This is a genomic window from Mycobacterium sp. NGS67, from assembly GCF_059812185.1.
This window is the reverse complement of the sequence record NZ_JCALCF010000008.1, coordinates 80,827-106,031: the sequence shown is the minus strand read 5'-3', so window position 1 is coordinate 106,031 and position 25,205 is coordinate 80,827. Positions and strand designations below refer to the sequence as shown.

The window sequence follows — 25,205 nt, the reverse complement described above, 5'->3', positions numbered from 1 at the left end:
TCACTCAGCTCAACCGCGGCGCCGGCCGGTACTCGGGCTGGTAACCCGAAACGTGAATCGGGCTGCCCACCAAGCGCATATCGCCGGCGGAGACGATCACTTCCGGAGTCGCCTCCAACGCCTCGGGCAACGTCCGGACGGCGGCGGCAGGCACTCCGAGCGGACGCAACCGCTCTTCCCAACTGACGGCGGTGTCGGTGGCCAGCATCGCGGTCACAACGGCCAGCACCTCGTCGCGCCGCGACACCCGCTCGGCCATCGTCTCGAAACCCCCGATACCGGCCTCGTTGGCGAACGATTTCCAGAATCCGTCGTGCGTGATGAACAGCGCAAGAAAACCGTCTGCGGTCGGAAAGAGCTGCGCAGGAACGTAATACGAGTGCGCGCCGTACGGACGGCGGCGGGGTTCGGTGCCGTCGTTGAGATAGGCGGCGGCGTGATAGTTCAGCTGAGAGAACATCACGTCGCGCAGCGACACATCGACCTGCCCGCCGCTGCCGGAGATGATCTTGGCGAGTAACCCGATAGCGGCGGTCATTCCAGTGGAGTTGTCGGCCGAGGAGTAGCCGGGCAGCGTCGGCGGGCCTTCGGGGTCCCCGGTCAGCGCGGCGATGCCGACACCGGCCTGCACGACGTAGTCGAACGCCGGGTCGTCGCCGCCGTTGAGCCCGAAACCGGTGATCGCCACGCACACGATCTTCTCGTTGTGAGCACGCAGCGCCTCATACGTGAGACCCAGGCGCCGGATCGCCGACGGCTTCAGGTTCACCAGCAGCGCATGCGACTGCGCGACGAGCTCACCCAGCTGTTGTTGTCCCGCTTCGGAATTCAGGTCCAGACAGATGCTGGACTTGTTGCGGTTCAGGCTGGCGAAGTAACTGTCGCCTACCCCGCGGGAGATCTCGCCGCCGCGCGGTTCGATCTTGGTGACCTCGGCACCCAGGTCGGCCAGCAGCATGGTGGCGTACGGTCCGGCCAGCATGGTGCCGACCTCGAGGATGCGAATTCCGGCCAGCGGCGCGCCGGCAGTCACCGCAGTTCCTTTGCCAACTCCGCGATCATCTCCCGGGTGCGACGCTTGGAGGCGACGAGCTCGTCGCGGTTGTCCCCGATCGGCAACAGCCGAACCGACAGATCCGTCACGCCGGCGTCGGCGAAGCGGCGCATCCGGGCCAGAATCTGTTCCGGGTCGCCCGCGGCGCACAGGTCACCGACATCCCGGGCGTCGCCCCGCTCCAGCAGCCGCTGATAGTTCGGCGACACCTCGGCCTCACCCAGGATGCGGTTGGCCCGCTCCTTGGCCGCGTCGACTTCGCTTGGCGCACAAAGACACACCGGGATACCAGCGATGATCCGCGGTGCCGGGCGACCGGCATCCGCGGCCGCCTTGGTGATCTTCGGCGCGATGTGGTCACCGATCGCGCGCTCGTCGGCCATCCACAACACGGTGCCGTCGGCGAGTTCACCGGCGATCTGCAGCATCACCGGTCCCAGCGCGGCGACCAGCACCGGCATCGGCGGATCCGCGGCCAGCACCGTCGGATTGTGCACGGTGAACGAATCGTTCTCCACGTCAACGGGTCCCGGCCCCGCGATCGCGGTGTTGAGCACCTGTAGGTAGTCACGGGTGTAGGCGGCCGGCTTCTCGTAGGGCAGGCCGAGCATGTCCCGGATGATCCAGTGGTGCGACGGCCCGACGCCCAGCGCCAACCTGCCGCCGGTCACCGCATGAATCGAGAGCGCTTGTCGGGCAAGTGCAATCGGATGCTGCGCCTGCAATGGCACCACGGCGGTACCCAGCTCGATACGCGAACTGTGCGCAGCCATCAGCGACACCATGGTCAGGCAGTCGAAGTCATCCGGCACCTGCGGCATCCACGCGGTGTCCAGGCCCGCGGACTCCGCCCACTCGATGTCGGAGGCCAGCTTTGTCACCTTGCGGGCCATGTCGCCACGCTCGGCGCCGATCATCACTCCGATGCGCACGGTTCCTCCAAAACCGGTTCAGGCGTGCCCGTCAACGCGCGGATGTCACGCACCAGCGTCTCCAGCGACGTCCCGGTGGGGAACACCGCCGCGGCGCCGGCGGACAACAACTTGGGCACGTCGGCGTGCGGGATGGTGCCGCCGACGACGACGGCGATGTCGGCAGCGTCGGCGGCGCGCAACGCCTCGATGGTCCGCGCGGTGAGCGTCAGGTGCGCACCGGACAGGATGCTCAGACCGACCACGGCGACGTCTTCCTGCACCGCGATCGACGCGATGTCTTCGATGCGCTGCCGGATACCGGTGTAGATGACCTCGAAGCCGGCATCCCGCAACGTACGGGCGACGATCTTGGCGCCGCGGTCATGCCCGTCCAGGCCCGGCTTGGCGACCAGGATCCGCGCGGCCATCTAGAACACCACCGGCTGCTGGAATTCGCCCCAGACCGCCTTGAGCGTGGTGACCATCTCCCCGACCGTGCAGTAGGCGTTGGCGCAGTCGATCAGCCGGTGCATCAGGTTTTCCGTTCCCTCGGCACCCCGTGCCAACGCGGCCAGGGTGGATTGCACAGTGGCACTGTCCCTTTCGGCCTTGACCTTGGACAGGCGCTTGAGTTGCAGATCGCGGCCCTCGGCGTCGAGTTCGTAGGTGACGACGTCGGGCTCGGGTTCCTCGGAGACGAAGCGGTTGACCCCGACCACCGGCCGGGTGCCCGCTTCGATGTCCTGGTGGATGCGGTAGGCCTCGTCGGCGATCAGCCCCTGCAGGTAGCCGTCCTCGATCGCGCTGACCATGCCGCCGTGCCGTTCCAGGTCGGCCATGATCTCGATGATGCGTTCTTCGGTCGCATCGGTCAGCGCCTCGACGAAGTACGAGCCACCCAGCGGGTCGGCGACCTGGGCGACACCGGTCTCGTAGGCGAGGATCTGCTGGGTGCGCAACGCCAGCGTGGTGGAGTCCTCGGAAGGCAACGCGAAGGGCTCGTCCCAGGCCGCGGTGAACATCGACTGGACACCACCGAGAACCGCCGCCATGGCCTCATACGCCACGCGCACCACGTTGTTCTGTGCCTGCGGGCCGTACAACGACGCCCCACCGCACACACAGCCGAACCGGAACATCGATGCCTTGTCCTTGGTGGACCCGTAGCGTTCCCGGACGATGGTGGCCCAACGGCGCCGTCCCGCACGGTATTTCGCGACCTCTTCGAAGAAGTCACCGTGCGTGTAGAAGAAGAACGAGATCTGCGGCGCGAACTCGTCGATGCTCATCCGGCCGCGTTCCACCACCGTGTCGCAGTAGGTGACCCCGTCGGCCAACGTGAACGCCATCTCCTGCACCGCGGTGGCACCCGCGTCGCGGAAGTGCGCGCCGGCCACCGAGATGGCGTTGAACCGCGGCACCTCGGCCGCGCAGAACTCGATGGTGTCGGCGATCAGCCGCAGCGACGGCTCCGGCGGCCAGATCCAGGTGCCGCGCGAAGCGTATTCCTTGAGGATGTCGTTCTGGATGGTGCCGGTCAGCTTCGCGCGCGGAATGCCCTTTTTCTCGGCGGCCGCAACGTAGAACGCCAGCAGGATCGCCGCGGTGCCATTGATCGTCATGCTGGTGCTCAGTTTGTCCAGCGGGATGCCGTCGAACAGGATCTCGAAGTCGGCCAGTGTGTCCACCGCGACGCCGACCCGGCCGACTTCCTCGCCGAAGTCCGGATCGTCGGAGTCATACCCGCACTGGGTCGGCAGGTCGAGCGCGACCGAGAGCCCGGTACCGCCCTGATCCAGCAGGTAGCGGTAGCGGCGATTGGACTCTTCGGCGGTGCCGAAACCCGAGTACTGGCGGAAAGTCCACAACTTGCCGCGGTATCCGGACGCGAAGTTGCCACGGGTGAACGGGAACTCCCCCGGCGGCGGAGGTTCGGTGCGTCGGTCCCCCGGGCCATACACCGGCGCGAGCGGTATGCCCGACGGGGTCTGGGCTGCGTTATCCATCGGTGAATAACGTACTTGCAAAAAAAGAGAATGCCAATACCATAGTGCTGACCTGCCCAAACACCGCCGCGCGAGGTTGCGGCGAGACACTGCGGGCATCCTTTGAGCCCCGCTTGGCGACTCGAATGGACAGCGGCAGTCACCCCGACGCTGAACCCTGTTCACAATGCGAACAACTCGGCGCGACAGTGGCTCTCCACCGTTCAAATAGCGAAAACACATGTGAAGCTGGGCACATCGAGCCGAGCCTGAATGCCACCGAACCGATCGGCCGTGACCGCAGCTACGTGCGCAAACGCGTCGATACTGGCCCTCGAACCTTGCCCGGCTGCGCCGCACGGCGCCGCTGCGCTGATCCAACAGGTGTATAGGCTCAATTCGGCGCCTGGAAAACAAGGGCGCGGAACAACGTGCCCCCGCTATTGGTTCGTCTTCGGCGGAAACCCTTTAGCTCTACGAAAAGAGCCGACCTTGCGCTGCACTTCTGCCCTGTCCTTTCGGCGACTGGCGCCCTCGATGGCCGCCCTCGTCGTGTCCTTCGGCGCCCTGGTCGCGTCACCGGGAGGTCCGGCGCGAGCGCTCGCCGATCCGGAATGCCCGGACGTCGACGTCGTATTCGCCCGCGGAACCTTCGAGGCGCCCGGTGTCGGCGCAACCGGGCAAGCCTTTGTCGATGCCCTCAACGCTCGACTCGAGGGTAAGAACGTGGCCGTCGACCCGGTCGATTATCCCGCGTCGCTGGACTTCGCCCGGGCCGTCGACGGCGTAGCGGATGCCAGCACGAAGGTGGAGGCCACCGCGACGAACTGCCCGAACACCAAGATCGTGCTGGGCGGTTACTCGCAGGGCGCGGCGGTCGCCGCGTACACCACCTCCGACTCCGTTCCCGACGGCGTGACCCTGCCGGACGGCTTGTCCGGGCCGATGCCGCCCGCGGTGGCCGCCAAGGTCGCGGCGGTGGTGCTTTTCGCACCGCCGTCGGAGGGGTTCTTGCGTGTGGTCGACCGCAGCGCGCCGCCTATCAACATCGGTCCTCTCTATGCCGCCAAGACCATCAGACTGTGCGCTGAGGGCGATCCGGTGTGCTTTCCGGGCGGACGTAACCGCGCCGCGCACAGCACCTACCGGGACAACGGGATGGCCAATGAGGCCGCCGACTACGCCCGTAACGCCATCGCTTCCCGCTGAGACCTCATGCGCGGCAAAGGATTTCGCCGTTAGGGATCGCGAACCAACCGTCCGGTGACGCGGCCCAGGCCCGCCAGGCCGCCGCGATCTCTTCCAGCTCGGCCGTGCTGGCCGTCGCCGAGTCCACCAGCTGACGCGTCAGGTCCGATTGCAGGATGCGGTCGGCCCACATGCCGCCCCACCACTGTCGGGACTCGTCAGTTGCGTAGCACCACAGGCTGCCGGTCGGGGTGATGTCGGTGAAGCCGGCCCGCAGTGCCCAGGACAGCAGGTAGCGTCCCGCGTCGGGTTCACCGCCGTTGGCGCGTGCCGCGCCGCGGTAGAGCTCCCGCCACCGCTCGAGTTCCGGGATGAGCGGGTACCAGATGAACCCGGCGTAGTCGGCATCCCGGGCCGCGACGACGCCGCCGGGCGCGCAGACCCGCTTCATCTCCCGCAATGCCTGCACCGGGTCGGCGACGTGTTGCAGCACCTGGTGGGCGTGGACGACGTCGAACGTGTCGTCGGGCAGGTCGAGCGCATGCACGTCGGAGGTGACGAAAGCCACGTTGTGCAGTCCGCGCGATTCCACCTCGGCACGTGCCAGGCTCAACGCTGCTTCGGTCTGCTCGACCGCCGTCACCAGTCCCGGCGCGACCCGTACGGCGAAGTCGGCGGTGATAGTGCCGGGGCCGCAACCGATGTCGAGCACCGAACGCCCCGGCCCCAGGTGTGGCAGCAGATAACCCGCCGAGTCCGCCGCGGTGCGCCGCCGGTGACCGCGCAGCACCGATTCGTGGTGGCCGTGGGTGTAGGTGGCGTGACGCTCGTCCATGGTTGTGGAACCTAATGCCAGACGATGCCGGCAACCAGACCCGCGTGCGGTCACGTCGGTTCGGCGATGGCGCTTGCGGCGACTCAGTTGACCGGGACGTCGAGGATCGGCCGCTGCACGCCTGCGCCGGGACCGTCGAAGTGCCACCACTCGCCGGAATAGACCTCGAGTCCGCCGTACTTCATCGCGTCCCGCAGCCGGACCCGGTTGGCGTAGGCGGCTGCGTTGACATCCTCCGTCGCGAATGCCGTTGCGCGCGGGGTGAAGTCGTCGAAATCGGTACCCATGTCGGCCACGCAGGCATTCCGTGCCCGCCGCGGGGTCGGACAGGGCTGCTGCGTGCTGGTGAAGGTCACGTCGACCGAGCGTGCGGCCACGTGGCTGGTTGCATACGGTCCGGGGCGGGCCACCCAGGCCGGGTTGGGCACCACCTGATAGAGCTTCGCCTGCACCTCGTGCGGTCGGTAACAGTCCCAGAAGACCAGCAGTTGACCCGCCGGGCGCAACGCGGTGGCGGCCGCCGCCAAGCCACGCGCCATGGACTGGTGGACCAGGCAGCGGGCGTCGGACGGATAGAGCTGGGTATGCGTGAAATTGTCTGTGGTGGCATAGCGCAGGTCGACGATCGCGTCGTAGACGACGCTGCGTATATCGACAAGCCCGGCGGCCGCGGCCTGCGGGCTCACCGGGGGCACTTCGGGTCCGACGGGAGCCGTCGTGCCGGCCGGCCGCACCGCCAAAGTGGTGTCCGGGCGAGCGTGATGCGATGGCGCACCACACCCCGCGACCAGGCACACGAGCGCCGAAAACAGCTGGACTCTCCGGATACGACCCATGGTCTTATTGTCTCGTCACCGGTGCCCGGATTGGTCAACCGACGCGATCGGTAGCTATCTGCAGGATGGCCCGGGCGATCTGTTCGGCGGGCTCGAGCCCCAGCACCCCGACGGACATCAGCACTGAGGACTTTTCGCGATAAACGTGGCTCCACGCGTTGGCGTTGATCCGCACGGTGGCGGAATCCGGGTGGTCGAGAGTGAACTGGTAGTGCGGATCGTGTAAATCCGCACAGGCCTGCAGCGACATCTCCAGCTGGTGCAGAACCCCACGCGCCATGCCGGGGTCCGGATAGATCGCGACGGCCTGGCTGACCGTTTGGATCATGGCGGGCCCGCCGGGCTTGAGGTCGTCGGTGATCCCGTGGTAGCCGGCGCTTCGGAACTCCGACCAGCCGCTGCCGAATGTGACGTCACTGATCCCCGCGGCCCGGCAGGGTCCCGGAGCGCTGAGGTCGCTGGGTGGCGGTTGGCGCAAGTCCGCGTGTGAATGCGCGGTGAGTTCTTCGTAGTTGGCGATGCGGCGGACGTCTTCGATGCTGACGATCAGCGAGTCGGCACGCGATACCGCGACCGTCGGCTGGGCGGAAGGGTTCTGCTGCGAGCATGCCGTGACCGCAGCAACCAGGCAGCCGACAAACAGCGACAAACCGCCGCGGGCAACTGGTGTCCTGGGCAAATCAACCCTTCGCGTCGAGGCTCCGGCCCACATCCTACGGGCGCGTCCGGCCGGTGTCGGCCGGCGCGGCGCGCGCCGGAGTTAGAGTCGCATGTGCCCAAGATCAGCGCCTCGTCGGTGGAGGAGCACCGCGAACAGGTCCAACGACGAGTCTTCGAGGCGTTCGCCACCCTGATGGCCGAACAGAGCTTCGACGCGATCACGATGGCCAAGCTCGCCGCGGCCGCCGACATCGGCCGTACGGCGATCTATCACCACTTCGCGGACAAGGAAGCGGTGGTCGTCGCTTTCGCCTCGCACGAGACGAGTCGCTACATCGATGGGCTGCGCGGAGAGTTGGCCGACCTCGACGACCCGGTCGAGCGACTGAGGATCTACATCCGCCATCAGTTGGGCGCCGGCGAGCAATTCCACATGGGTCTCGGCTCGCAGCTCTACGGTGCGCTGTCGCACGACACCATGCGCGCCATCCGCGACCACGTGGTGGCGATCGAGGATGTGTTGCGCGAGATCCTGACCGACGGCGTAGCCACCGGCCAATTCGTGATCGAAGACGAGGCCGCCACGATGTCGTTGCTGCACGCCTGCCTGGCCCCCCGCGAGTTGCCGACGGCCGCGATCGAGCGCTTCGTCCTGCGGGCGCTGGGTGCCAACCCCTGACGCAGGACATCGGATCGGCCCTGTGCTATGTTTCCTGACAGATTGTCAGGATCGTTTTGACATTCTGTCAGACGCTTTGAGCAGTAGCAGATCATCGGGAGCCGAACAGTGACAGTGAGCACCGCCGAGGCCGTCCGCCCCTTTTCCGTGGCGATGAAGGAAGGGTCGATAGCCGAGCACGAAGCCGCCGAGCATTCGCCGTACGTCTCCGAACTGCTCTCCGGCCGCGTCAATCGGCAGGGCTACGCCGACTACCTGCTGCGGTTGCGCATGATCTACGAAGCGTTGGAAGAAGCCGTCCGGTCCCGCCGCGATGACCCGCTGGTTGCCGCCGTCTACGACCCGGCGCTCGAGCGCCTCGCCGCGATCGACGCCGACTTGGAGTACTGGTCACCGGGCGCCGTCCCCGCCGTCGACTCGCCCGCCGCCCGCGCTTACCGCGACCGGCTGGCGAACGCCTCCTGGGGCGGTGCGCTGGTGGCCCATCACTACACCCGCTACCTCGGCGACCTGTCCGGCGGGCAGGCGATCGGCAAGATCCTGGACCGGACCTTCGGTTTGGACGGCGCCGGATTGTCGTTCTACGAGTTCCCGGTGCGGGCTAAGCCGTACAAGGACGCCTATCGCGCCCGCCTGGACGGACTCGGCCTCGACGCCGGGCAGATCGGTCGCGCGGTAGACGAGGTGAAGGTCGCCTTCAATCTCAACCAGTCCCTGTTCAACGAATTGGCGACCAATCTGCCGGCCTATCGGCGCTGAAGGATGCGAGCGTAACGCTGCGGCGAAACTTACCCCTCAACTTTTCGCCGCAGCGTTACGCTCGTTATCCGCCTCTTCGCTGCCGCATAACCTTTGCGGCAGTGGGCTTTTCAGCCCTGCGCCGGACTAGCGGAACAGCCGGGTCCGGGTACGGCGGCCCGTCATCGCCTCGTAGACGGCGATGAACACGACCGCCAACCCGACGCCGATGAAGAACGGGATCCAGGCGATCCCGCCGTTGGCGTTGGCGTAGCCGAAGTGGCCGGCCACGGCCGAACCGAGCAACCCGCCCGCAGCACCCAGCAGAACCGTCATCAGCAGACCGACATTCTGCCTGCCCGGCATGACCATACGCGCCACGAAACCAATGATGGCACCGACGATGAGGGCCATGACAATCGTTCCGATCATTTCGACTCCTGTGCTTGAACGGCGCTCCCGACGAGCACCTCCTGGACTGCGGGTTCCCGAAGTCGACGGCTTATAACACAGATGTGCACCCAATTGCCTTCGCGGCAAGCGTTGCGCCAGAAGGGTTTGAATGCCGGCACGCGGGGTAATCGCGAATCGTTCAACATACGTTTATCAGGAGTCAGCGCATGATCACCCCCGTCTGCCCCGCGTGCGGTTATCCGACGTTGAAACCCGCTCTGTGCGCCTTCTGCTGCCCGGGAGAAGTGTTCTCCGGGGATCGCGTTTTCGGGGCGTCATCGATGATGTCGACGATGTCTCGCGCACAGGGGTGGACGGCTGCCGGCGACTCGAATCTGGTTGGGCCGGTAGCAAGCTAGTCGGGGGTCGCCGCGCTACGGTTGCCTCATCAACAGATCGATGCTCGGCCGAATTGATGCGACGGCTGGTTCTGGGTCGGCGGGTCCATGACAGAGGCAGGTGAGCGACCGATGGCTCGCTATGCCAGCATCCTGTACCCGGCGGAGGCCGCGTCGAACGGAGCGGAAGCGGCACCCGATTGCCTCTCCGATCTGCACCTCGACGAGATCATCAACACGGTGACCGCGGCCGGAGATGCCGGCGAAGGCGTCGACCGCTTCTTCCGTCTCCCGCTGCACGATCTGGCTGCCGTCGAGCACCGCCATCAGGTATTCCGGGATCTCGAGCGAGACGAGATCCGCCAACCGATCTCGACTTTCGTCGCCGGTATGCAAACCATGCGCGACCGCGATCAACAAGCCAAAGAGCTTCGTCACCCGCTGCAGCGGCAAGGCTGGCTTCTGTCTGCCGTCCAAACCTATTGCGACGCTGTGCTATTGCTGCAACAACAACTTGTCCGGGCCGGCCCGTCGTCGTGCGGACTGCGCGACTTCGTGCGCTACCTCACCGGATATGTCGACAGCCCGGCGTTCCGCACGTTGGTAGGAGACAGCGAGGCCGCCCGGGCGAGCCTGCACGACGTCCGATACACCGTGCACATTCAGGACCGGCGGGTGCATGTCGAGAAGTACTCGGCCCAAACCGATTACACCGTAGGGGCCGTCGCGGTGTTCGAACGCTTCACCGCCGAGGAGACCACCGATTACCACGTTCCGCAACAGGACACAGCCGACATGAACCATGTCGAACGACAGATCCTGGTGTGCGTGGCAAAGCTCTACCCGAACGCCTTCGCCCAGCTCGACGCATTCTGTCGCCGCAACGAGCACTTCACCGAACCGACGATCATCCGGTTCGACCACGAAATCCGTTTCTATTCATACTATCTGACGTTTGTCCGGCGACTCACCGCCGCGGGACTGGTCTTCAGTTACCCCGACGTCACCGCCGAACCCGGGAACTTGTCGGCCGAGGGCGCCGTCGACCTCGCGCTGGCGATCAAGTCCGACAAACCGCCACAGATCCTGGTGGGAAATGATTTTCACCTGGAGGGAGCGGAACGGATCCTGGTGATCACCGGTCCGAATCAAGGCGGCAAGACCACGTTCGCCCGAACCATCGGGCAATGTGTCTATCTGGCCTCGCTGGGTTGTCCCGTTCCGGCCGCACGCGCCAGGTTGACACTGCCCGACACGATCTACACCCACTTCGAACGCCAGGAGCACCTCTCGACCCTGCATGGCAAGCTCGAGGACGAACTCGTTCGGATCCATGACATCCTGTCCCGGGCCAGCGCCAGCAGTCTCATCATCTTGAACGAGAGTTTCTCGTCGACCGCCCTGCGCGACGCCCTCCTCATCGCAACCAGAGTGGTCAACAGGATCATCGAAATTGGTTGCACTGCGGTCTATGTCAGCTTCCTCGACGAATTGGCCAGTCTGGATCCCGCGTGCGTCAGCATGGTCGGGGAAGTGGCGCCGCACGATCCAACCCAACGGACCTTCAGGTTCACCCGGCGACCCGCGGACGGCTTGGCGTATGCGGCCGCGCTGGCGAACAAGTACGGGCTCACCCACGAGGTGCTGCGGCAACGGATCGGCCGGTGAAAGTCCGCCTGTTGCATCCCGATTCGGATCTCGATCTGAAGCCTCGGTTGCCGTGGCGGCTGAGCGTCCTCGCCGAAGAAGACCTGGAACTCGGCCGGCTCTACGATGCAATGTCCGGCGGCGATCCTTATCTACTCGAGACCGCGCAGAAAGTGGTTCCGCTGTCGGTGACCGAGCCGGAGGTGATCGTCTACCGCCAACGGGTGTTGGCCGACGTCCTTGCCAATCGCGCTGTGGTGCAACAAATGTATGACATCGCGTCCGAGGTCGACGGGATCCAATTGCGGCACAAGGTGTTCCTCGGGGGTCTGACCTCCGGGAATTCGGCATTGATCCTGCGCCGTTCCGTCCGGATCCTGGAACTCCTCATGACCACCCTGCGGCAACTGCGCAACGTGTCGGACCGATCGGCCGGACGGTTCCAGTCCACCGGCTTCCGGCAGTTGTTCGGGATGTTCGCCGAGCAGCTGTCCGACGACTATCTGGTCGGGGTCGCGGAGTATCTCAGCGAGCTCAATCTGCCGCGTGGTGTCCTGCTCAGCGCCCAGCTCGGACTCGGCAACAGGGGCGACCGGCACGTGCTTCATCAACCGCCCCGGCGCAACCGGTGGGGCAAGCCGTTCGGCGCGCCCGGCGAGGGCTACGGATTCGTCGTCGACAAGGACGACATGGCCGGGGAGCAGGCTCTGGACAAACTCGCGGGTCAGGCAGTCGACGACGTCGCCAGTGCGGTCACCCAGGCGGCCGAGCATTTCCAGGTCTTCTTCGGGCGGCTGCGCATGGAGGCGGCGTTCTACCTCGGATGCCTGAACCTGCACGACGTCCTCGCCAAACGCCAAGTGCCGATGTGCTTTCCGGTGCCGACGCCGAACGGGACGGCGACGTTTCACAGTCGCGGCCTGCGCGACGTCGCGCTTTGCCTCGCAACCACCAAGACCGTCACCGGGAACGACGTGGACGCCGACGGCAAGACACTGATCGTCATCACCGGCGCCAACGAAGGCGGCAAGTCGACATTCCTGCGCAGCGTGGGCGTCGCGCAGCTGATGATGCAAGCGGGGATGTTCGTCGCCGCAGACGAATTCAGCGCTGACGTTCGCGACGGCGTCTTCACCCACTTCAAGCGGGAAGAAGATGCCACCTTGCGGCGCGGGAAGCTGGAGGAAGAGCTTGCCCGGATGAGCGCGATGGTCGAACACATCGGGTCGGCGTCATTGCTGTTGTGCAACGAGTCCTTTGCCTCGACCAACGAACTCGAGGGTTCGCAGATCGCGCGGGGCATTGTGCGCGCGATGGTCGAGAGCGGAGTCCGGGTCTTTTTCGTGACTCACCTCTACGACCTCGCGCACAGTCTGTTCGCGCGGCACCATCCCGGCGACCTGTTCCTGCGCGCGGAGCGACGTCCGGATGGCGTGCGGACGTTCCGGCTGTCTCCGGGGAAGCCGGAACCCACCAGCTACGGCGAGGATTCTTTTCGGCGGATCTTCGGCCTCCCGCCGCCAGAAGCCGCGACCAGCGGGCACTGAAGACACGTTTTGCCTGCCGCGGTCTTGGGATACTCGTGAACCAATCGATCCGGCGCGGAGGTGATCCGAATGAGTGCCCGCAGCGGTGGCGATCTGCCCAATCCCCAAGAGCGTGCCGCACGGGCCGGCAGGCGGATCGAGGAACTTCAGCAGAGGCGCCTCGACCTGGCTGCCGGAAAGCCGGCGTCGCCGGATTCGGTCGACCGGGCCCGGCGGCACGCGGCGGCCGCGATGGAACGCGCCAAAGACGCGCACCGGGCCGCAGCTGAAGGACATGAGGCCGCCGCGCGTGCACACGAGCGTGCCGCCAACACGCTGCAGCGGGCGGTCTGGCAGGGACGGGACGATGCCCGCTCATTGCAGGATGAAGCCGACGAACACTGGCACGCCGCCGAGGACAACCGCCTGGAAAGCCGCGCAGCGCGGTCGAAGGCCGAGGACCCGGGCCGATCGTCGTCTCACGGGTAGTTCGCTGATCCGCCCGCCGGACAACCTTTTGGTGTGGGCGTGATGGTGAGGTGGCCAGGGGCGGGATCGAACCGCCGACCTTCCGCTTCTCAGGTGGATGGAACGGCCGCTGGCCTGCGGTTTAATGACTCCCATACGTCAAATACGCCGCGCTGAGCGCGTCTGACGCAGGCTGCTCGTCCGGCGATCGGACACAGACCGGACACGGTGACAGCACTCCCGACAAGGGACCCTTCATCGCCCGTCACTCAGTGATGCGCGCTGGGGGCTCCCGGGGAGCAGGTACCCGATGCCCGGCATCACGAGGTCGAGCGCGCATTCAACGAGCTCGATTGCGGAGCGACTCACCCTTCGGCCGGACACAACCCGAACGGCCAGCCGGAACACGGACGGAGCGGCGGACGCCGGTAGACCGCGAGTGCCCGAGGCCGGCAAGGCCGCAGGGCGCGAGAGCGGTAGCGGTCGGTCGGACGGCGGGAGCGGCGTAGACCGTGTTCCGGCTGGGACCAACGGGCTTGTTATATGCGCCAAAAGTGTCCGCGACACCGTCGACGGCATTGTTGATGCGGAACTGTCGGCCTCGGATGCCTTGGGGCTGCGGTTCCCGAGGCCCAACATGGTGGCCTCGGCAGCGGCGCTGTTCGAACCGGCCGAACCATGGGCGCATGGACGGGACCGGCTGGATGTCGAACCTGAGTGCGGGCGATTCCGGATCACGATCGGCCCGGGCGTCGTCCGTCTCGGCTGGACCAATCCCGTTCGCGCGGAGAAGGCATCTGAGCGGACCGTGGGCCAGCACATGCAGGACGTAGCGGGCGAGGTAGACCGCATAAAGGCCGGTCGTGATGTGCCTGACCCGTCGGGCCGTGCGATCACCGAATGGTCCCGCAAGTCGCGTGCGGCGATGTGCCGCACCTTCGCCGAGCTGGACTACACGCCGATGGTGGAAAGCGGACGGGTACCCGCGATGGTCACGCTGACCTACCCCGGCGACTGGGAATCGGTCGCACCCGATGGAGCCAGCGTAAAGCGACATATGATGCTGTGGCGCAAACGATTTCAGCGCGAATGGGGTGAACCAGCGCGCTACATCTGGAAGATGGAATTTCAACGCCGCGGCGCACCACACATTCACCTATGGATGGCTCCCCCGTATACCGTCGGTCGATCAGGCCGTAGGTTCAGCGAATGGTTGTCGCAGGAATGGGCGGAAGTCGTCGCCCATCCCGACCCTGAACAACGCACACGCCACTTGCGCGCCGGTACGGCTATCGACAGCCTCAACGGATTGCGTGCTTGCGACCCCAAACGCTTGGCGATCTACTTCACGAAGCACTCATCACCGAATAGATTGGGCGACAAGGAATACCAGCACATCGTTCCGGAGGCCTGGCGGCGGCCGGGCCGCGGACCGGGTCGCTTTTGGGGGGTCCACGGGTTGGAACGAGCAACCGCAGTCGTTGAGATCGCCCAGGACGCATACCTGACGGCCCGAAGGATCATCCGTCGGTGGTCTCGCTCACAGGCCATTCATAGCGATTGCACCCACTGCTTCCCCACCGCACTCGTTCCGCGAATGACCCGCGTCGCAGTTCAACGAACAAACTCCAAGACTGGCAAAGTACGCCACCGCAACGTCTGTCGGAGGCGACTTCTCTGCCGCCAAGGCGGCTTCGCGGGTGGCTACGCCCTTGTGAACGACGGACCAGCGTTCGCATCCCAGCTCGCGGCAGCGTTATCGGCGGATCGGGCGAAGGCGGTGCGCGACGAACAACTCGCGGGCCGTAAGTGATCTAACGCAATTCACCTCTGACCGTCGCATTGCAGCAACCGGCTACATACGCTTAGCACGTGACCATCGAACTGTCGCCGCGCCTGCCGGATGGTGAGCGGCCGAGGAATCATCAGGAATTGGCCGCTGAGCAGATGGACCTGGACAACGTGATCAACGAGCTACTCCTGCGGCTGGAGGATCATAAATATCGTTGGGAGCTTTATGAATTCGGACTTTCCGACACTGAAGAGCGACGTCAGGTGCACACAGTCATTGAGCAGCTGCGGCTGGCGGTGCATACGGGTGGGCCAGCCGTACTTCATCCGCTGCGTCACGCGCTGTCTGTAGCTCACTCCGACGACCCCGCGTCGCCTGGATGCTCCGGATAGTCCGAGTCGCGGGCCATGCTCAGCTGCGCACTACCGTCCACGCGGTGCGGGGGACGGCTAGCGCGGTCGTAAACCGACAAAAACGAGGTCGTGAATTGTTCTGGCAATTCGATCTTCGTCGAGCGCATCGTCAAGCACTAGGTAGGTCAGTGCGCTGGTCGTGACGGCACCGAATAGCGCGATCGCGGCAACTGCTGGGTTGTCGAGGGTCACGAGTGAGCCGTCGCCGGCGCCAGCGCGAAGTAACGTCTCGACGGGTGCGAAGTATGCGGCGCTGATCATGTCGGCGATGACGGGCATGCGGGCGGCGCGGCCCAGTTCCCCGATGAGAGCGCGGCAGACGGCGGGTCTCTGTGCCATCACGCGCAGCTGGGCACTGATGACTGCGTGCAGGCGCTGAGCGGCGGAGCCTTCTGCCTCCACGACTGCGGCGACCTCGTGCGCGACTTGCTGTAGGACGTCTTCGAGGAGGAAGGCGAGTATTTCCTCTTTGCCGGCGAAGTAGTAGTAAAGGGTGGCCTTGGCGATGCCGGTGGTGGCGGCGACGTCTTCGATCTTGGTGTCGTTGAGCCCGCGGTCTGCGAAAAGTGCCGCCGCCGGCGGCAGGCGGTCGGCAATTTTTCGCGGAACCTCGCGCATTGACGCTCCTCTCGGTTGGACTTACAGTCTAAACTACTGGATTAGACAGCCGTATAATTAGATTCACAGCGGTAGGAGCTCAGATGACGACGGTGCAACTTCGCTACGACCCGTTCGATGCGACGATTCAGGACGATCTCTACCCCATCTACCGGCAGCTGCGCGACAAAGCCCCGCTGTATCGCGCAGCCGATTCCAACACGTGGGTTTTCAGTCGCCACGAAGATGTCGTCAGCGCGCTGCTTGACCATCACACCTACTCATCCGTGGACGGCATATTTCCAACTCCACCGGGCTCAGATTTCCACGCATCGTTCTTGCCCATGATGATTTTGATGGATCCCCCGCGACACGATCAGCTGCGCGCGTTGGTAAGCAAGGCGTTCACCCCGCGGCGCATCGCGGCGTTAAGTAGTGGGATTGAGGACCTGGCGGAGGATTTATCAGATTGCCTTGACCGGGGCGCAGGGTCGGTTGACTTTGCCGCCGACTTTGCCGCCGTCCTGCCGGCCATGGTGATCGCTGATTTGCTCGGCATTCCTCGCGAGGACCGCGCACAGTTTCGGCAGTGGTCAACCACGATGGTCCAGTCCAATCCGGCGCGCGGTGAGATGGGCGAGGGGCTGGCCGCGGCTGCGGCCGTCTATGCCTACTTCACCGACTTCCTCGCCGAGCGTCGACGCGAACCGCGCGGCGACTTGATGTCGGCCTTGGTGTCCGCCGAGATCGACGGAAAGCGTCTTACTGACGAGGACCTCCTTGGCTTTTGCCTGTTGCTGCTCATCGCAGGCCATGAGACCACCTCGAACCTGCTCAGCAACGCCGCAGTAGTGCTTGCGAGCGATCCCGACATTCGCCGACGACTAGTCGCCGATGACAACTTGCTTGGTCCCGCAGTTGAGGAGCTCCTCCGGTATGACTCACCGGTGCAAGGACTTTCACGAACTCTGACCCGCGACGTCACGCTGCATGGCGTCACGATGTCCGTCGGTGATTCAGTGCTGCTGTTGTTCGGCTCGGCTAACCGTGACGAACGAGTGTTTGCTGATCCCGACGTGTTCGATATCGGGCGCAAACCCGAACATCAAGTGGCGTTCGGCCGAGGTATCCACTTCTGTCTCGGTGCGTCATTAGCGCGGATGGAGGCCCGGATAGCGTTGCGCGCCCTGCTGGCCCGAGTGCCCAACTGGGAAGTCGACCTAGAGAACGCGCAGCGCCTGCGGTCGGGCCTCATCCGGGGCTATATGTCTTTGCCTATCTCGTGGTCGGCAAATTAGCCGAACTGCGCGTCAGGCAGAGCGGCTGGGGCGGCGCCATTCCCGCGGAGCGGGATCACTACGATGCGGGCTCGTCGACCTTGCGGCGGTGCGCGGCGAGGAAGTCATCGACGATGCGCTCACAGTCTTGACGATCGATGGCACGCAGCCCGGTGAGGCGCGCGAAGGCGACCGGCCCCACGAGTTGGCACAGGATCAGCTCGGGGTCGAATTCATCGAGGTCGGCGCAGGCTTCGGGGCTTTGCAAAAGTAGATCGAACGGCTGGCGATACTGCTCGATGATCCGGGTCCGCAGCGCGTGCCGATCGTAGGTCTCCTGAGTGCTGTTTGATGTTGGGCCAAGCGCGACCCAAGCCAGTGTGGTGACGTGCAGCGGCGCCTCCTGGAACAGCGTGGCCTGTCGGCTCAACAGTTCGATGAGTTGGTCGCGCAACGATCCCGTCGCCGGCGGAAGGTGAACCTGCGGCAGCAGCCGTTCAAATGTGGCGGCCAGTAGTTGAGTGGAGCTGCTGAAGTGGCGATAGAGGGTCGTGCGCGCAACTTTAGAGGCCTTGGTGACCGCGTCTATGGTGACGGCTTCAATCCCGCCGGCGCTGAGGAGTTTGGTGGCTGCATCTAATAGCCGGGTCCGGGAGCGCACCAGGCGCGGATCGACATCGTCGTCGACCGGCATGTCAAAACCGTCGCGCTCCATATGGTCACCGTAAACCCTACGCATACCTGGCCCGCACCGAATCGCATCTGCATTGGCGATTGATCCAGCCACTACCCAACTAACGCTACTGTTGGTAGCATAGCGCTACCAATAGTACAGTTATTCGTAGGGGTTTGTGCGTAGTAGGGGGATTCGTGATCAGGCAACGGCTCGAACAACCCGTGGTCCAAAAGGCCACCAATGCACGGCTGGCATGTCGGTTCATGAGGCCATCCCACGAACCCTCCCAACTTGTGCGGCAGGGACTCGCACACGCCGAGGATGGCGTTCTGCGATGAATGCGCTGCTTGCGCTAACCAGGACCCAAGTGTGGATGAGTGCGGCTCGCGGTTTCAGGCTCAGCGGCCGCACCATTACCAGTGACATCCACCGAACGCCGCCGGACCAAGACCGCGTTCGTCCTCGGCATTACCCGCCTCGCTACTGCTCATACCTGGACGACAATTTGATGAACCGGGAAATGTACAACCACGTGCACGACGATCCCACCAGGCTAACTTCCCGGCTGGCTTTTCGTCTGCGGCGTTCATGAACCTTTCAGAATTTCGGCGACGGTGCGTCGTCACGGTCAATCAACCTGCGCGCCGAGGGGCACGTCGCGCCAGGCGCGAAATGCTGGTCCGTCGCCTGCGGGGTGCTCTCGGGCCAATCCAGGTGAGTAGTGCGGTAGCGGTCGACGGGTGCACGCCTGTCGCGGTTTCGGCGACGAAGCGAAAGGGTACTAGCGGTACTGTTCCGACACCGTTAGTTTCTTTTGGGATAACGGAGGTGGGGGATGGCGGACAACGGGTGGGTTTCCTCGGGGGTGGCGACGCTGAGTCGCCCAGTTCGGGAGCAACTTCGCAAGGTCGCGGCGGGCGAGGGCGCATACAGTGATCGACTAGCTCGCCTGGCGGGGTTCAGCATCCGACATAAGGTGCTGGTCATCGGGGCGTGGGTGGTGACCGCCGGCGTCCTGGCGATGCTGTTCCCCCAGCTGGAAACCGTTGTGAAACAGCAGTCGGTGAATCTGGTCCCCCCTGATGCTCCATCGCTGCAGACGGTTGACCGGATGGGCACGGCATTCGGCGAGCAGGGGTCCAAGACCACCGTCTTTGTTGCATTCGAGGACCCGACGGGCCTGACTGCGCCGGTGCGTCAGCGCTACAAAACGATGGTTTCGCGGTTGCGTGCCGACTCCCAGCACGTGCGACTGGTTCAGGATCTGTTAGCCGACCCCGTTACTGCGGGTCAGGCGATGAGCCAGGATGGCAAGGCGTGGTATGTGCCGGTCGGGGTAGCTGGCACGCTCGGCGATCCTAGAGCGGCGGAATCCGTTCGGGCGGTGCGCGCTATTGTCGCCGAGTCGTTTAGCGGTACGTCCACGATCGTTCGTGTAACCGGACCTCCCGCGACATTCAGCGATCTAATCGATTCGGCTGAGCAGGATTTGATTGGCATCTCCATCGTGACAGCCGGTCTGATCGCGGTGATTTTGCTGGTCATCTATCGGTCACTAGTTACCGCGTTGCTGCCATTGCTCGTGATCGGTGTGAGCCTGGCGGTCGGGCGCGGGGTGCTCTCGGCGCTGGGCGAATCAGGAATGCCGGTGTCGCAATTCACGATTGCGTTCATGACTGCCATCTTGTTGGGTGCCGGCACCGATTATTCCGTGTTTCTGATCAGCCGGTATCACGAGCAGCGCCGCCAGATGATTTCGGCTGACCTGGCTGTGATTAACGCAACCGCCACCATCGGGCGGGTGATCATGGCTTCCGCCGCGACTGTGGCGTTTGCGTTTCTATCCTTGGTCTTTGCGAAGCTGAGCGTATTTAGCGCATTAGGCCCGGCGTGCGCGATCGCTGTCTTTGTCGGAGTCGCAGCTACAGTAACGTTGTTTCCTCCGGTATTGGCGCTTGCCGCGAAACATGGCATTGGCGAACCCAAAGCTGACCGCACGCGCCGATACTGGAACTGGATCGCCGTGGCCGTGGTCCGCCGACCCGCCCCACTGCTGGCCGCCAGCCTGGCACTTGTATTAGGCCTCGCGGCTGTCGCGCTGACTATGCACATCAGCTACGACGATCGGCAAGGACAGCCGGCGACGACCACCAGCAATGAGGGCTATCGCTTGCTGGATAGGCATTTCCGCAAAGATATCGTCATCACACAGTTCATGGTCGTCGAATCACCCACAGATATGCGCACCAGTAAAGGCCTAGCCGACCTAGATGAAATGGCGTCTCGAGTGTCGCAATTGCCGGGCGTCACCAAGGTTTCCGGTGTCACTCGGCCCACCGGTGCACGCCTCGATCAGGCACAGCTCTCGTGGCAAAACGGCCAGATCGGCAACAAGATGGCCGGCGCGGTCGCCAAGGGAGACGCCCATAAGGACGACCTGGCCAAACTCACCAGTGGCGCCGACCAACTCGCCGGCGGCCTGGCGCAACTTGACACCACCCTGCGCACGGCATTGACACCGCTGACCGCGGTCCTTACCCAAGCCCAGTCCAGCGGATCGCAATTTCAACACTTTCGCCCTCTGCTGCAGCAACTTTCGGCTACCACACCAACCATCGATCAAGCGATCCGAACCGGGCCGGGACTGCGTCAAGAAGCTCAACAAGCCCAAAACGCGATCGCCACGATCGATCCGCTGGTTGGTGCGCTCAACACCTCCCCGTGGTGTGCCACCACACCCGAGTGTGCCCAGATCCGCGATCAGGTGCAGATTCTGGTGACCTTGCGCGATGGCGGCTTTTTCAGCCAGCTCGCCAACCTGGGCGACATGTACCAGCCGGGCAGCGACAATGCGGCGGGCACCGTAGCAGATCTGCAGAGCACGGTCACCTCGCTGAACAAGGCTTTCGGAGCACTCGGCGATCCCGCCGACATGGCCGGCAATATCCGCCGCCTCCAAAACGGCATCAGCCAGCTCGCGTCGGGTGCACAAGCCCTGGCCACCGGCGTGCACACCCTTGCCGACAGCAACATCGAAATGTTGTCCGGCATGAGTCAGGTCGCCACCCAATTACAAAATTCCGCGCGGTCCAGCGCCGGTTCGGACAACGCCAGCGGCTTTTACCTGCCCGCCAACACCTTCGAGAATCGCCAGTTCGCCGATGTGGCAAAACATTTTATGTCGGCCGATGGCAAGACCGCCCGCTTCGCGATCGAATCGAGCTACAACCCCTACAGCAGCCAAGCGATGGATCTCGCTCAGAAAATCACCGAAGTTGCCGGGGCCGCACGCCCGAACACCTCCCTGGCCAACGCCACGATATCGATGGCCGGTTTCCCCGCCGTCAACTCCGATATTCAGCGCCTGCTGTCGGCCGACTTTCATCTGCTGGCGATCGCCACGCTCGTCATCGTCGGAGTGATCCTTGTCCTTCTCCTGCGTGCCTTGCTGGCCCCGCTCTACCTCCTCGGTACGGTCGTACTCAACTATGGCGCGGCACTGGGCATTGGGACGCTCGTCTTCCAATACGGCCTGGGTAAGGAAATCGCCTGGCCCGTACCGCTTGTGGCGTTCATCATCCTGGTCGCCGTCGGCGCCGACTACAACATGCTGCTGATCTCGCGGTTACGCGAAGAATCCGCTCACAACATTCGCGTCGGCGTGCTACGCACGGTCGCAAACACCGGTTCAGTCATCACCTCAGCCGGGCTCATCTTCGCCGCGAGTATGTTCGGCCTGATGGTCGGCTCTGTCGGAATCATGATCCAAGTCGGATTCATCGTCGGCTGCGGCCTACTACTCGACACCTTCGTCGTTCGCACCCTCACGGTGCCCGCGATCGCTACGCTCCTGCGCGAGGCCAGCTGGTGGCCGCAACGGAAATCCTCGACTCACAACGGCCGACCACACCGGACCACATGACAATTGGCCGAGAGCGCATCCGCACCAGCGACGGGATCACTCTCGTGGCCGATTGCTACCGGCACGCCGCGACTCACCCCGTCGTGTTGCTGCTCCATGGCGGCGGCCAGAACCGTCACGCGTGGGCCACCACCGCCCGTCGACTCTATTCCCACGGCTACACCGTCGTCGCCTACGACACACGAGGTCACGGCGACAGCGACTGGGACCCGAGCGGACAATATGACATCGAACGGTTTGTGTCCGATCTGATCTCGGTACGAGGACACGTCAGCGCCGACAGTCCCCCCGCCGTCGTCGGCGCGTCGCTGGGTGGGCTGATCATCCTCGCTACCCATCTGCTGGCCCCACCCGACCTCTGGGCAGCCGTTGTCCTGGTCGACATCACCCCGCGAATGGAATTTCATGGGGCCCGTCGCATCCTGTCATTCATGGCCGGACACCCCGACGGATTCGGCACGCTCAATGATGCCGCCGATGTCATCGCCGAATACAACCCACGCCGCGCGCGACCCGAAAATCTCGACGGCCTGCACAAGGTTCTGCGCCAACGTAGCGATGGCCGATGGATCTGGCGCTGGGACCCGGCCTTCATCAGCTCCAACTTCGATGTCCTCCAAGGCAATCTCATGACGGGCAGCGAGGAGTTCGACGCCATCAGCGGATTCCTCGCCGAAGGAGCACGTCGAATCACGGCCCCAACGCTGTTGGTACGCGGGGCACTTTCAGACGTAGTCTCCCAGGAAACCGTCAGCGAATTCCGCCAGCTCGTCAGGCACGCCGAAACGACGGACGTCACCGGCACCGGTCACATGGTTGCCGGCGACAACAACGACGCGTTCACCGCCGCGGTTACCGACTTCCTCGACCGCGCCATGAGGACCCTGACATAAGCATCCAGCGAGTCTTCAGCCACCCGGGCTACTGATGTGCCATGGCTTTGGGTTGTGTTGCGTCTGAGTCATTCTCGTCGACAGGAAGGTCGTGCCGAATCGCTCGGACGCGACCTCGCGGCAGACACGCCACGTATCCGTGACACTTGCCATAGAGTTCCCACGAGGTCGCCGCTACATCCGGGTCGACGTCGATGCGGTGGCCGGGGGAGAAACAGAGATGTAAGGCCCCGTCGTCGTCGCACCAGGCGCGCGTGCAGATCGCTCCGGCAAGGTCCAACAGTGGCCGCTCCTCGGGCGAAAGGTTGATGGGGTCGATCAACACTTCATCCGACGGCCAGACTCCTGCCGGCGGGAGGGTCAGTCGCAGCGGTCGGGAAATCACCAATTCGTTGTAACCGTCGAGGTCGAGTATGAGCCCTTCGTGCAGCGAGACTCGCTGAACGGTGCATTGCTCAATCCATTGCGTGTGCATAACCGCCCCCTTCGACGCGTCGGTGAGTCCCATCTATGCTACCGATAGTAGCGCAACGATACTATTAGTATTCCTATGCGCTATCGCGGGCGTTCCATGCATCAAGAATGCGCTGCAAACCTCGATCAATGCGCTCGCGCGCCTCCCCTGCCGTGCGGCTCTGGTGTGGCTGCGGTCGGTTGACCTGCCGTATGCATGCAGTCGTCGGAATGCGAACACTACGGACCGATCTGAGTTGTCATCCCCAAGTGCGACCATCCCAATATGGCGATCACCATCCCATCCGGCCGGCCCAACTGGCGCTTCATGCGCTACGTTCGGCCGCCGACGAGAGACTCGAAGTTGGAGCCTCTGTACCCATTGAGGCCGGCAACGCGCCCGGTGCGGCTGGGCATTGATGTCGGGACCATCGCGGAGCCGCCGGAGGAGGGCTACATCACCGGGTTCCTGACGCGCGACGAGATCGAGGTGCACCTATTGATCCCGGCGGCAACGGAAGCTCCGAGCGGGTGGACCGAGTTGCTCGATGAACCGCCTTGCCACACCGTCAATTTCACGAACGTAGCTGACGCAGGCAAGTTCTGCGACGCGGCCGAGTTCTCCGTCAGCACCGCTCGTGGCGAGAGCTACCGTGCCTGGTCCAAGGCTCGGTTCTTCGCCGCGTACCAGCAGCTCGATGAGCACGATGCGCCGGACGGCCTCCCCCCGTTGACGCTCGATCAGCGACATCGTGCAGCTGCCTATGCTGCCGCCGCCGGGGCTGTTGGCATCGATGCCATCGTCACCACCGCCCCCACTGCGGGACGAACAGATGTCGCCGACAACGATGTGGTCGTCAGCGTGACACCCGACGCGGCTGTACCACTCATCGGTCACTACTTGCGGGTGACTAGCAATCCGGTTGTGACGGTCGAGCGCGGCATGTTGGTGGGTGGCGGAAGCTGGGAGACGACGGAGTCGACTGCGACCATCGTCAATCTTTACGACTGGGGCACGGTCAGCGGATTGCCATACTTCGATGCCGCTTCAATGTTTGCGGCTGCCGCTAAAGGTGGACCTGAGGCCGCAGAGGCATTCACGTCGGTTCGCATCCGCCTGAGACGTGCAGCGCGCGCGTTCGACGATCTGCTGGCCGCGCTGTCGAACCCGCTGGACGGGAAGCGGAACGAAGATGTTGCCGAGGCTACCGCTGAAGCTTTTGACCGTGAATTACTCTATCTTGCAGCAGTTTTCGATATTTTCGGGCGTGCTTACCAAGCGATGGTCGACCCGTCAGTTGATCGGAAAAAGGCTCGGGGATCACTCGACTCGCGGACCTTCATCGACAAGGAAGTGCGAACGCAGTACGACCAGTCACTTTTGGGTGACGTGACGCGCCTGCGGGTGTATGCGTGGCTCTGCAAGCAGTTGAGGAATCACATCCACGATGGCGTTCTTGCCGTCGACACCCACCCTGGCCGCAGCTACGGCAACACGATGAACGTGGCGCTGAATCTCAGTGTGATTCCCGAGTTAGCCCTCGGTGCCGACAATGAGATGACTCAGCACCACTACGACGCGCTGGGAGTGTGGCAGACCGAACCTGTTTCGCCCTTTACCGGTTCGTCAATGGTGGCCGACCTTGCGACAACCGGTTTCACCCTCATCCGAGCGGCGCTCGAGTACATCGAAGCGTTCACGAAACTTATCGTCCGGAACAAACCGGCGAATGCGCCGTCGTCTAGTGCGTTCCTGGGATGCGTGCAGGCTCGTCCGGGCGAGGTCGAGCCAGCGCCCCCAAAGCGAGCAGTGTTCTATCAAGCACTGTTCGGATTACATCCGGACAGCGTGTAGTGGACC

General features: G+C 64.1%; 23 protein-coding genes and 1 tRNA gene. 12 read left to right on the top strand and 12 right to left on the bottom strand.

The window, feature by feature from the left end:
- Nucleotides 1–4: 4 nt before the first annotated feature.
- From AC5Y4D_RS09705 to AC5Y4D_RS09690, 4 genes are read right to left on the bottom strand one after another with little or no spacing between them, the layout of a single operon-like run.
- A complete protein-coding gene (locus AC5Y4D_RS09705) occupies nucleotides 5–1,033 on the bottom strand; it encodes a CaiB/BaiF CoA transferase family protein (RefSeq protein WP_500037039.1) in 1,029 nt (342 codons plus the stop codon).
- Entirely contained in the window at nucleotides 1,030–1,986 is a 957-nt protein-coding gene (locus tag AC5Y4D_RS09700) for an LLM class F420-dependent oxidoreductase (protein ID WP_500037038.1), read from the bottom strand. The genes AC5Y4D_RS09705 and AC5Y4D_RS09700 overlap by 4 nt, the downstream gene beginning before the upstream one ends.
- Nucleotides 1,971–2,396 (bottom strand): cobalamin-dependent protein, encoded by a 426-nt coding sequence (locus AC5Y4D_RS09695; RefSeq protein WP_499943483.1) that lies wholly within the window; start codon nucleotides 2,394–2,396, stop codon nucleotides 1,971–1,973. Before AC5Y4D_RS09695 ends, AC5Y4D_RS09700 begins: the two co-directional genes overlap by 16 nt.
- A complete protein-coding gene (locus AC5Y4D_RS09690) occupies nucleotides 2,397–3,974 on the bottom strand; it encodes a methylmalonyl-CoA mutase family protein (protein WP_500037037.1) in 1,578 nt (525 codons plus the stop codon).
- A 516-nt stretch (nucleotides 3,975–4,490) separates the two neighbouring features.
- On the opposite strand from AC5Y4D_RS09690, the gene AC5Y4D_RS09685 reads away from it, so the two are divergent.
- Nucleotides 4,491–5,162, top strand: a complete 672-nt coding sequence (locus AC5Y4D_RS09685; protein WP_500037036.1) for a cutinase family protein — start codon at nucleotides 4,491–4,493, stop codon at nucleotides 5,160–5,162.
- Between the two features lie 4 nt (nucleotides 5,163–5,166).
- Here AC5Y4D_RS09685 and AC5Y4D_RS09680 read toward each other — a convergent pair whose 3' ends face one another.
- From AC5Y4D_RS09680 to AC5Y4D_RS09670, 3 genes are all read right to left on the bottom strand, one after another.
- The gene (locus AC5Y4D_RS09680; protein WP_500037035.1) at nucleotides 5,167–5,976 is read right to left on the bottom strand and encodes a methyltransferase domain-containing protein; all 810 of its coding nucleotides are present in this window, start codon (nucleotides 5,974–5,976) and stop codon (nucleotides 5,167–5,169) included.
- A gap of 83 nt (nucleotides 5,977–6,059) precedes the next feature.
- Nucleotides 6,060–6,812, bottom strand: coding sequence for a M15 family metallopeptidase (locus AC5Y4D_RS09675; RefSeq protein ID WP_500037034.1), 753 nt, complete (start codon nucleotides 6,810–6,812; stop codon nucleotides 6,060–6,062).
- A gap of 34 nt (nucleotides 6,813–6,846) precedes the next feature.
- Nucleotides 6,847–7,491: a sensor domain-containing protein gene (locus tag AC5Y4D_RS09670; protein WP_499943489.1), complete on the bottom strand. Its 645-nt coding sequence runs from the start codon at nucleotides 7,489–7,491 to the stop codon at nucleotides 6,847–6,849.
- Nucleotides 7,492–7,584: 93 nt separating this feature from the next.
- Between AC5Y4D_RS09670 and AC5Y4D_RS09665 the strand changes: the two genes are divergently transcribed.
- Both AC5Y4D_RS09665 and AC5Y4D_RS09660 read left to right on the top strand, forming a co-directional pair.
- Complete coding sequence (locus AC5Y4D_RS09665; RefSeq protein WP_499943490.1) at nucleotides 7,585–8,151, top strand: TetR/AcrR family transcriptional regulator; 567 nt, start codon at nucleotides 7,585–7,587, stop codon at nucleotides 8,149–8,151.
- Nucleotides 8,152–8,259: 108 nt separating this feature from the next.
- Complete coding sequence (locus AC5Y4D_RS09660) at nucleotides 8,260–8,910, top strand: biliverdin-producing heme oxygenase (protein ID WP_499943491.1); 651 nt, start codon at nucleotides 8,260–8,262, stop codon at nucleotides 8,908–8,910.
- Nucleotides 8,911–9,036: 126 nt separating this feature from the next.
- Here AC5Y4D_RS09660 and AC5Y4D_RS09655 read toward each other — a convergent pair whose 3' ends face one another.
- Complete coding sequence (locus tag AC5Y4D_RS09655; protein WP_499943492.1) at nucleotides 9,037–9,321, bottom strand: GlsB/YeaQ/YmgE family stress response membrane protein; 285 nt, start codon at nucleotides 9,319–9,321, stop codon at nucleotides 9,037–9,039.
- A 491-nt stretch (nucleotides 9,322–9,812) separates the two neighbouring features.
- Between AC5Y4D_RS09655 and AC5Y4D_RS09650 the strand changes: the two genes are divergently transcribed.
- The 3 genes from AC5Y4D_RS09650 (at nucleotide 9,813) to AC5Y4D_RS09640 (ending at nucleotide 13,342) form a co-directional block, all read left to right on the top strand.
- A complete protein-coding gene (locus AC5Y4D_RS09650; RefSeq protein ID WP_500037033.1) occupies nucleotides 9,813–11,348 on the top strand; it encodes a MutS-related protein in 1,536 nt (511 codons plus the stop codon).
- A complete protein-coding gene (locus AC5Y4D_RS09645; RefSeq protein ID WP_500037032.1) occupies nucleotides 11,345–12,874 on the top strand; it encodes a MutS-related protein in 1,530 nt (509 codons plus the stop codon). Before AC5Y4D_RS09650 ends, AC5Y4D_RS09645 begins: the two co-directional genes overlap by 4 nt.
- 69 nt (nucleotides 12,875–12,943) lie before the next feature.
- Nucleotides 12,944–13,342: a hypothetical protein gene (locus AC5Y4D_RS09640; protein ID WP_500037031.1), complete on the top strand. Its 399-nt coding sequence runs from the start codon at nucleotides 12,944–12,946 to the stop codon at nucleotides 13,340–13,342.
- Between the two features lie 51 nt (nucleotides 13,343–13,393).
- Here the strand turns inward: AC5Y4D_RS09640 and AC5Y4D_RS09635 are convergent.
- A tRNA-Leu gene (locus tag AC5Y4D_RS09635) sits at nucleotides 13,394–13,458 on the bottom strand.
- A 302-nt stretch (nucleotides 13,459–13,760) separates the two neighbouring features.
- On the opposite strand from AC5Y4D_RS09635, the gene AC5Y4D_RS09630 reads away from it, so the two are divergent.
- Nucleotides 13,761–15,134, top strand: coding sequence for a rolling circle replication-associated protein (locus AC5Y4D_RS09630; protein ID WP_224097131.1), 1,374 nt, complete (start codon nucleotides 13,761–13,763; stop codon nucleotides 15,132–15,134).
- A 59-nt stretch (nucleotides 15,135–15,193) separates the two neighbouring features.
- Nucleotides 15,194–15,505: a hypothetical protein gene (locus tag AC5Y4D_RS09625; RefSeq protein WP_131806047.1), complete on the top strand. Its 312-nt coding sequence runs from the start codon at nucleotides 15,194–15,196 to the stop codon at nucleotides 15,503–15,505.
- A gap of 57 nt (nucleotides 15,506–15,562) precedes the next feature.
- Here the strand turns inward: AC5Y4D_RS09625 and AC5Y4D_RS09620 are convergent, their stop codons facing one another.
- Nucleotides 15,563–16,144 carry a TetR/AcrR family transcriptional regulator gene (locus AC5Y4D_RS09620; protein ID WP_014710943.1) on the bottom strand — a complete coding sequence of 194 codons (582 nt, stop codon included), beginning with the start codon at nucleotides 16,142–16,144 and terminating at the stop codon, nucleotides 15,563–15,565.
- A gap of 83 nt (nucleotides 16,145–16,227) precedes the next feature.
- Between AC5Y4D_RS09620 and AC5Y4D_RS09615 the strand changes: the two genes are divergently transcribed.
- Nucleotides 16,228–17,421 (top strand): cytochrome P450, encoded by a 1,194-nt coding sequence (locus tag AC5Y4D_RS09615; RefSeq protein WP_014710942.1) that lies wholly within the window; start codon nucleotides 16,228–16,230, stop codon nucleotides 17,419–17,421.
- Nucleotides 17,422–17,479: 58 nt separating this feature from the next.
- On the opposite strand, the gene AC5Y4D_RS09610 is transcribed toward AC5Y4D_RS09615, so the two are convergent.
- Nucleotides 17,480–18,115: a TetR/AcrR family transcriptional regulator gene (locus AC5Y4D_RS09610; RefSeq protein WP_014710941.1), complete on the bottom strand. Its 636-nt coding sequence runs from the start codon at nucleotides 18,113–18,115 to the stop codon at nucleotides 17,480–17,482.
- Nucleotides 18,116–18,911: 796 nt separating this feature from the next.
- On the opposite strand from AC5Y4D_RS09610, the gene AC5Y4D_RS09605 reads away from it, so the two are divergent.
- Complete coding sequence (locus tag AC5Y4D_RS09605; RefSeq protein ID WP_024636820.1) at nucleotides 18,912–21,998, top strand: MMPL/RND family transporter; 3,087 nt, start codon at nucleotides 18,912–18,914, stop codon at nucleotides 21,996–21,998.
- Nucleotides 21,995–22,891, top strand: coding sequence for an alpha/beta fold hydrolase (locus AC5Y4D_RS09600; RefSeq protein WP_014710939.1), 897 nt, complete (start codon nucleotides 21,995–21,997; stop codon nucleotides 22,889–22,891). The genes AC5Y4D_RS09605 and AC5Y4D_RS09600 overlap by 4 nt, the downstream gene beginning before the upstream one ends.
- 28 nt (nucleotides 22,892–22,919) lie before the next feature.
- On the opposite strand, the gene AC5Y4D_RS09595 is transcribed toward AC5Y4D_RS09600, so the two are convergent.
- Entirely contained in the window at nucleotides 22,920–23,366 is a 447-nt protein-coding gene (locus tag AC5Y4D_RS09595; RefSeq protein ID WP_500037113.1) for a DUF6188 family protein, read from the bottom strand.
- 264 nt (nucleotides 23,367–23,630) lie between these two features.
- On the opposite strand from AC5Y4D_RS09595, the gene AC5Y4D_RS09590 reads away from it, so the two are divergent.
- Complete coding sequence (locus AC5Y4D_RS09590) at nucleotides 23,631–25,199, top strand: hypothetical protein (protein ID WP_224097130.1); 1,569 nt, start codon at nucleotides 23,631–23,633, stop codon at nucleotides 25,197–25,199.
- The last annotated feature ends 6 nt before the right edge of the window (nucleotides 25,200–25,205 follow it).

Coding starts and splice junctions, on each gene's coding strand:
- AC5Y4D_RS09695 (WP_499943483.1), bottom strand. CDS start 2,396: ATGGCCGCGCGGATCCTGGTCGCCAAGCCGGGCCTGGACGGGCATGAC.
- AC5Y4D_RS09690 (WP_500037037.1), bottom strand. CDS start 3,974: ATGGATAACGCAGCCCAGACCCCGTCGGGCATACCGCTCGCGCCGGTG.
- AC5Y4D_RS09685 (WP_500037036.1), top strand. CDS start 4,491: ATGGCCGCCCTCGTCGTGTCCTTCGGCGCCCTGGTCGCGTCACCGGGA.
- AC5Y4D_RS09680 (WP_500037035.1), bottom strand. CDS start 5,976: ATGGACGAGCGTCACGCCACCTACACCCACGGCCACCACGAATCGGTG.
- AC5Y4D_RS09675 (WP_500037034.1), bottom strand. CDS start 6,812: ATGGGTCGTATCCGGAGAGTCCAGCTGTTTTCGGCGCTCGTGTGCCTG.
- AC5Y4D_RS09655 (WP_499943492.1), bottom strand. CDS start 9,321: ATGATCGGAACGATTGTCATGGCCCTCATCGTCGGTGCCATCATTGGT.
- AC5Y4D_RS09650 (WP_500037033.1), top strand. CDS start 9,813: ATGGCTCGCTATGCCAGCATCCTGTACCCGGCGGAGGCCGCGTCGAAC.
- AC5Y4D_RS09640 (WP_500037031.1), top strand. CDS start 12,944: ATGAGTGCCCGCAGCGGTGGCGATCTGCCCAATCCCCAAGAGCGTGCC.
- AC5Y4D_RS09620 (WP_014710943.1), bottom strand. CDS start 16,144: ATGCGCGAGGTTCCGCGAAAAATTGCCGACCGCCTGCCGCCGGCGGCG.
- AC5Y4D_RS09615 (WP_014710942.1), top strand. CDS start 16,228: ATGACGACGGTGCAACTTCGCTACGACCCGTTCGATGCGACGATTCAG.
- AC5Y4D_RS09610 (WP_014710941.1), bottom strand. CDS start 18,115: ATGGAGCGCGACGGTTTTGACATGCCGGTCGACGACGATGTCGATCCG.
- AC5Y4D_RS09605 (WP_024636820.1), top strand. CDS start 18,912: ATGGCGGACAACGGGTGGGTTTCCTCGGGGGTGGCGACGCTGAGTCGC.
- AC5Y4D_RS09600 (WP_014710939.1), top strand. CDS start 21,995: ATGACAATTGGCCGAGAGCGCATCCGCACCAGCGACGGGATCACTCTC.
- AC5Y4D_RS09595 (WP_500037113.1), bottom strand. CDS start 23,366: ATGCACACGCAATGGATTGAGCAATGCACCGTTCAGCGAGTCTCGCTG.
- AC5Y4D_RS09590 (WP_224097130.1), top strand. CDS start 23,631: ATGGCGATCACCATCCCATCCGGCCGGCCCAACTGGCGCTTCATGCGC.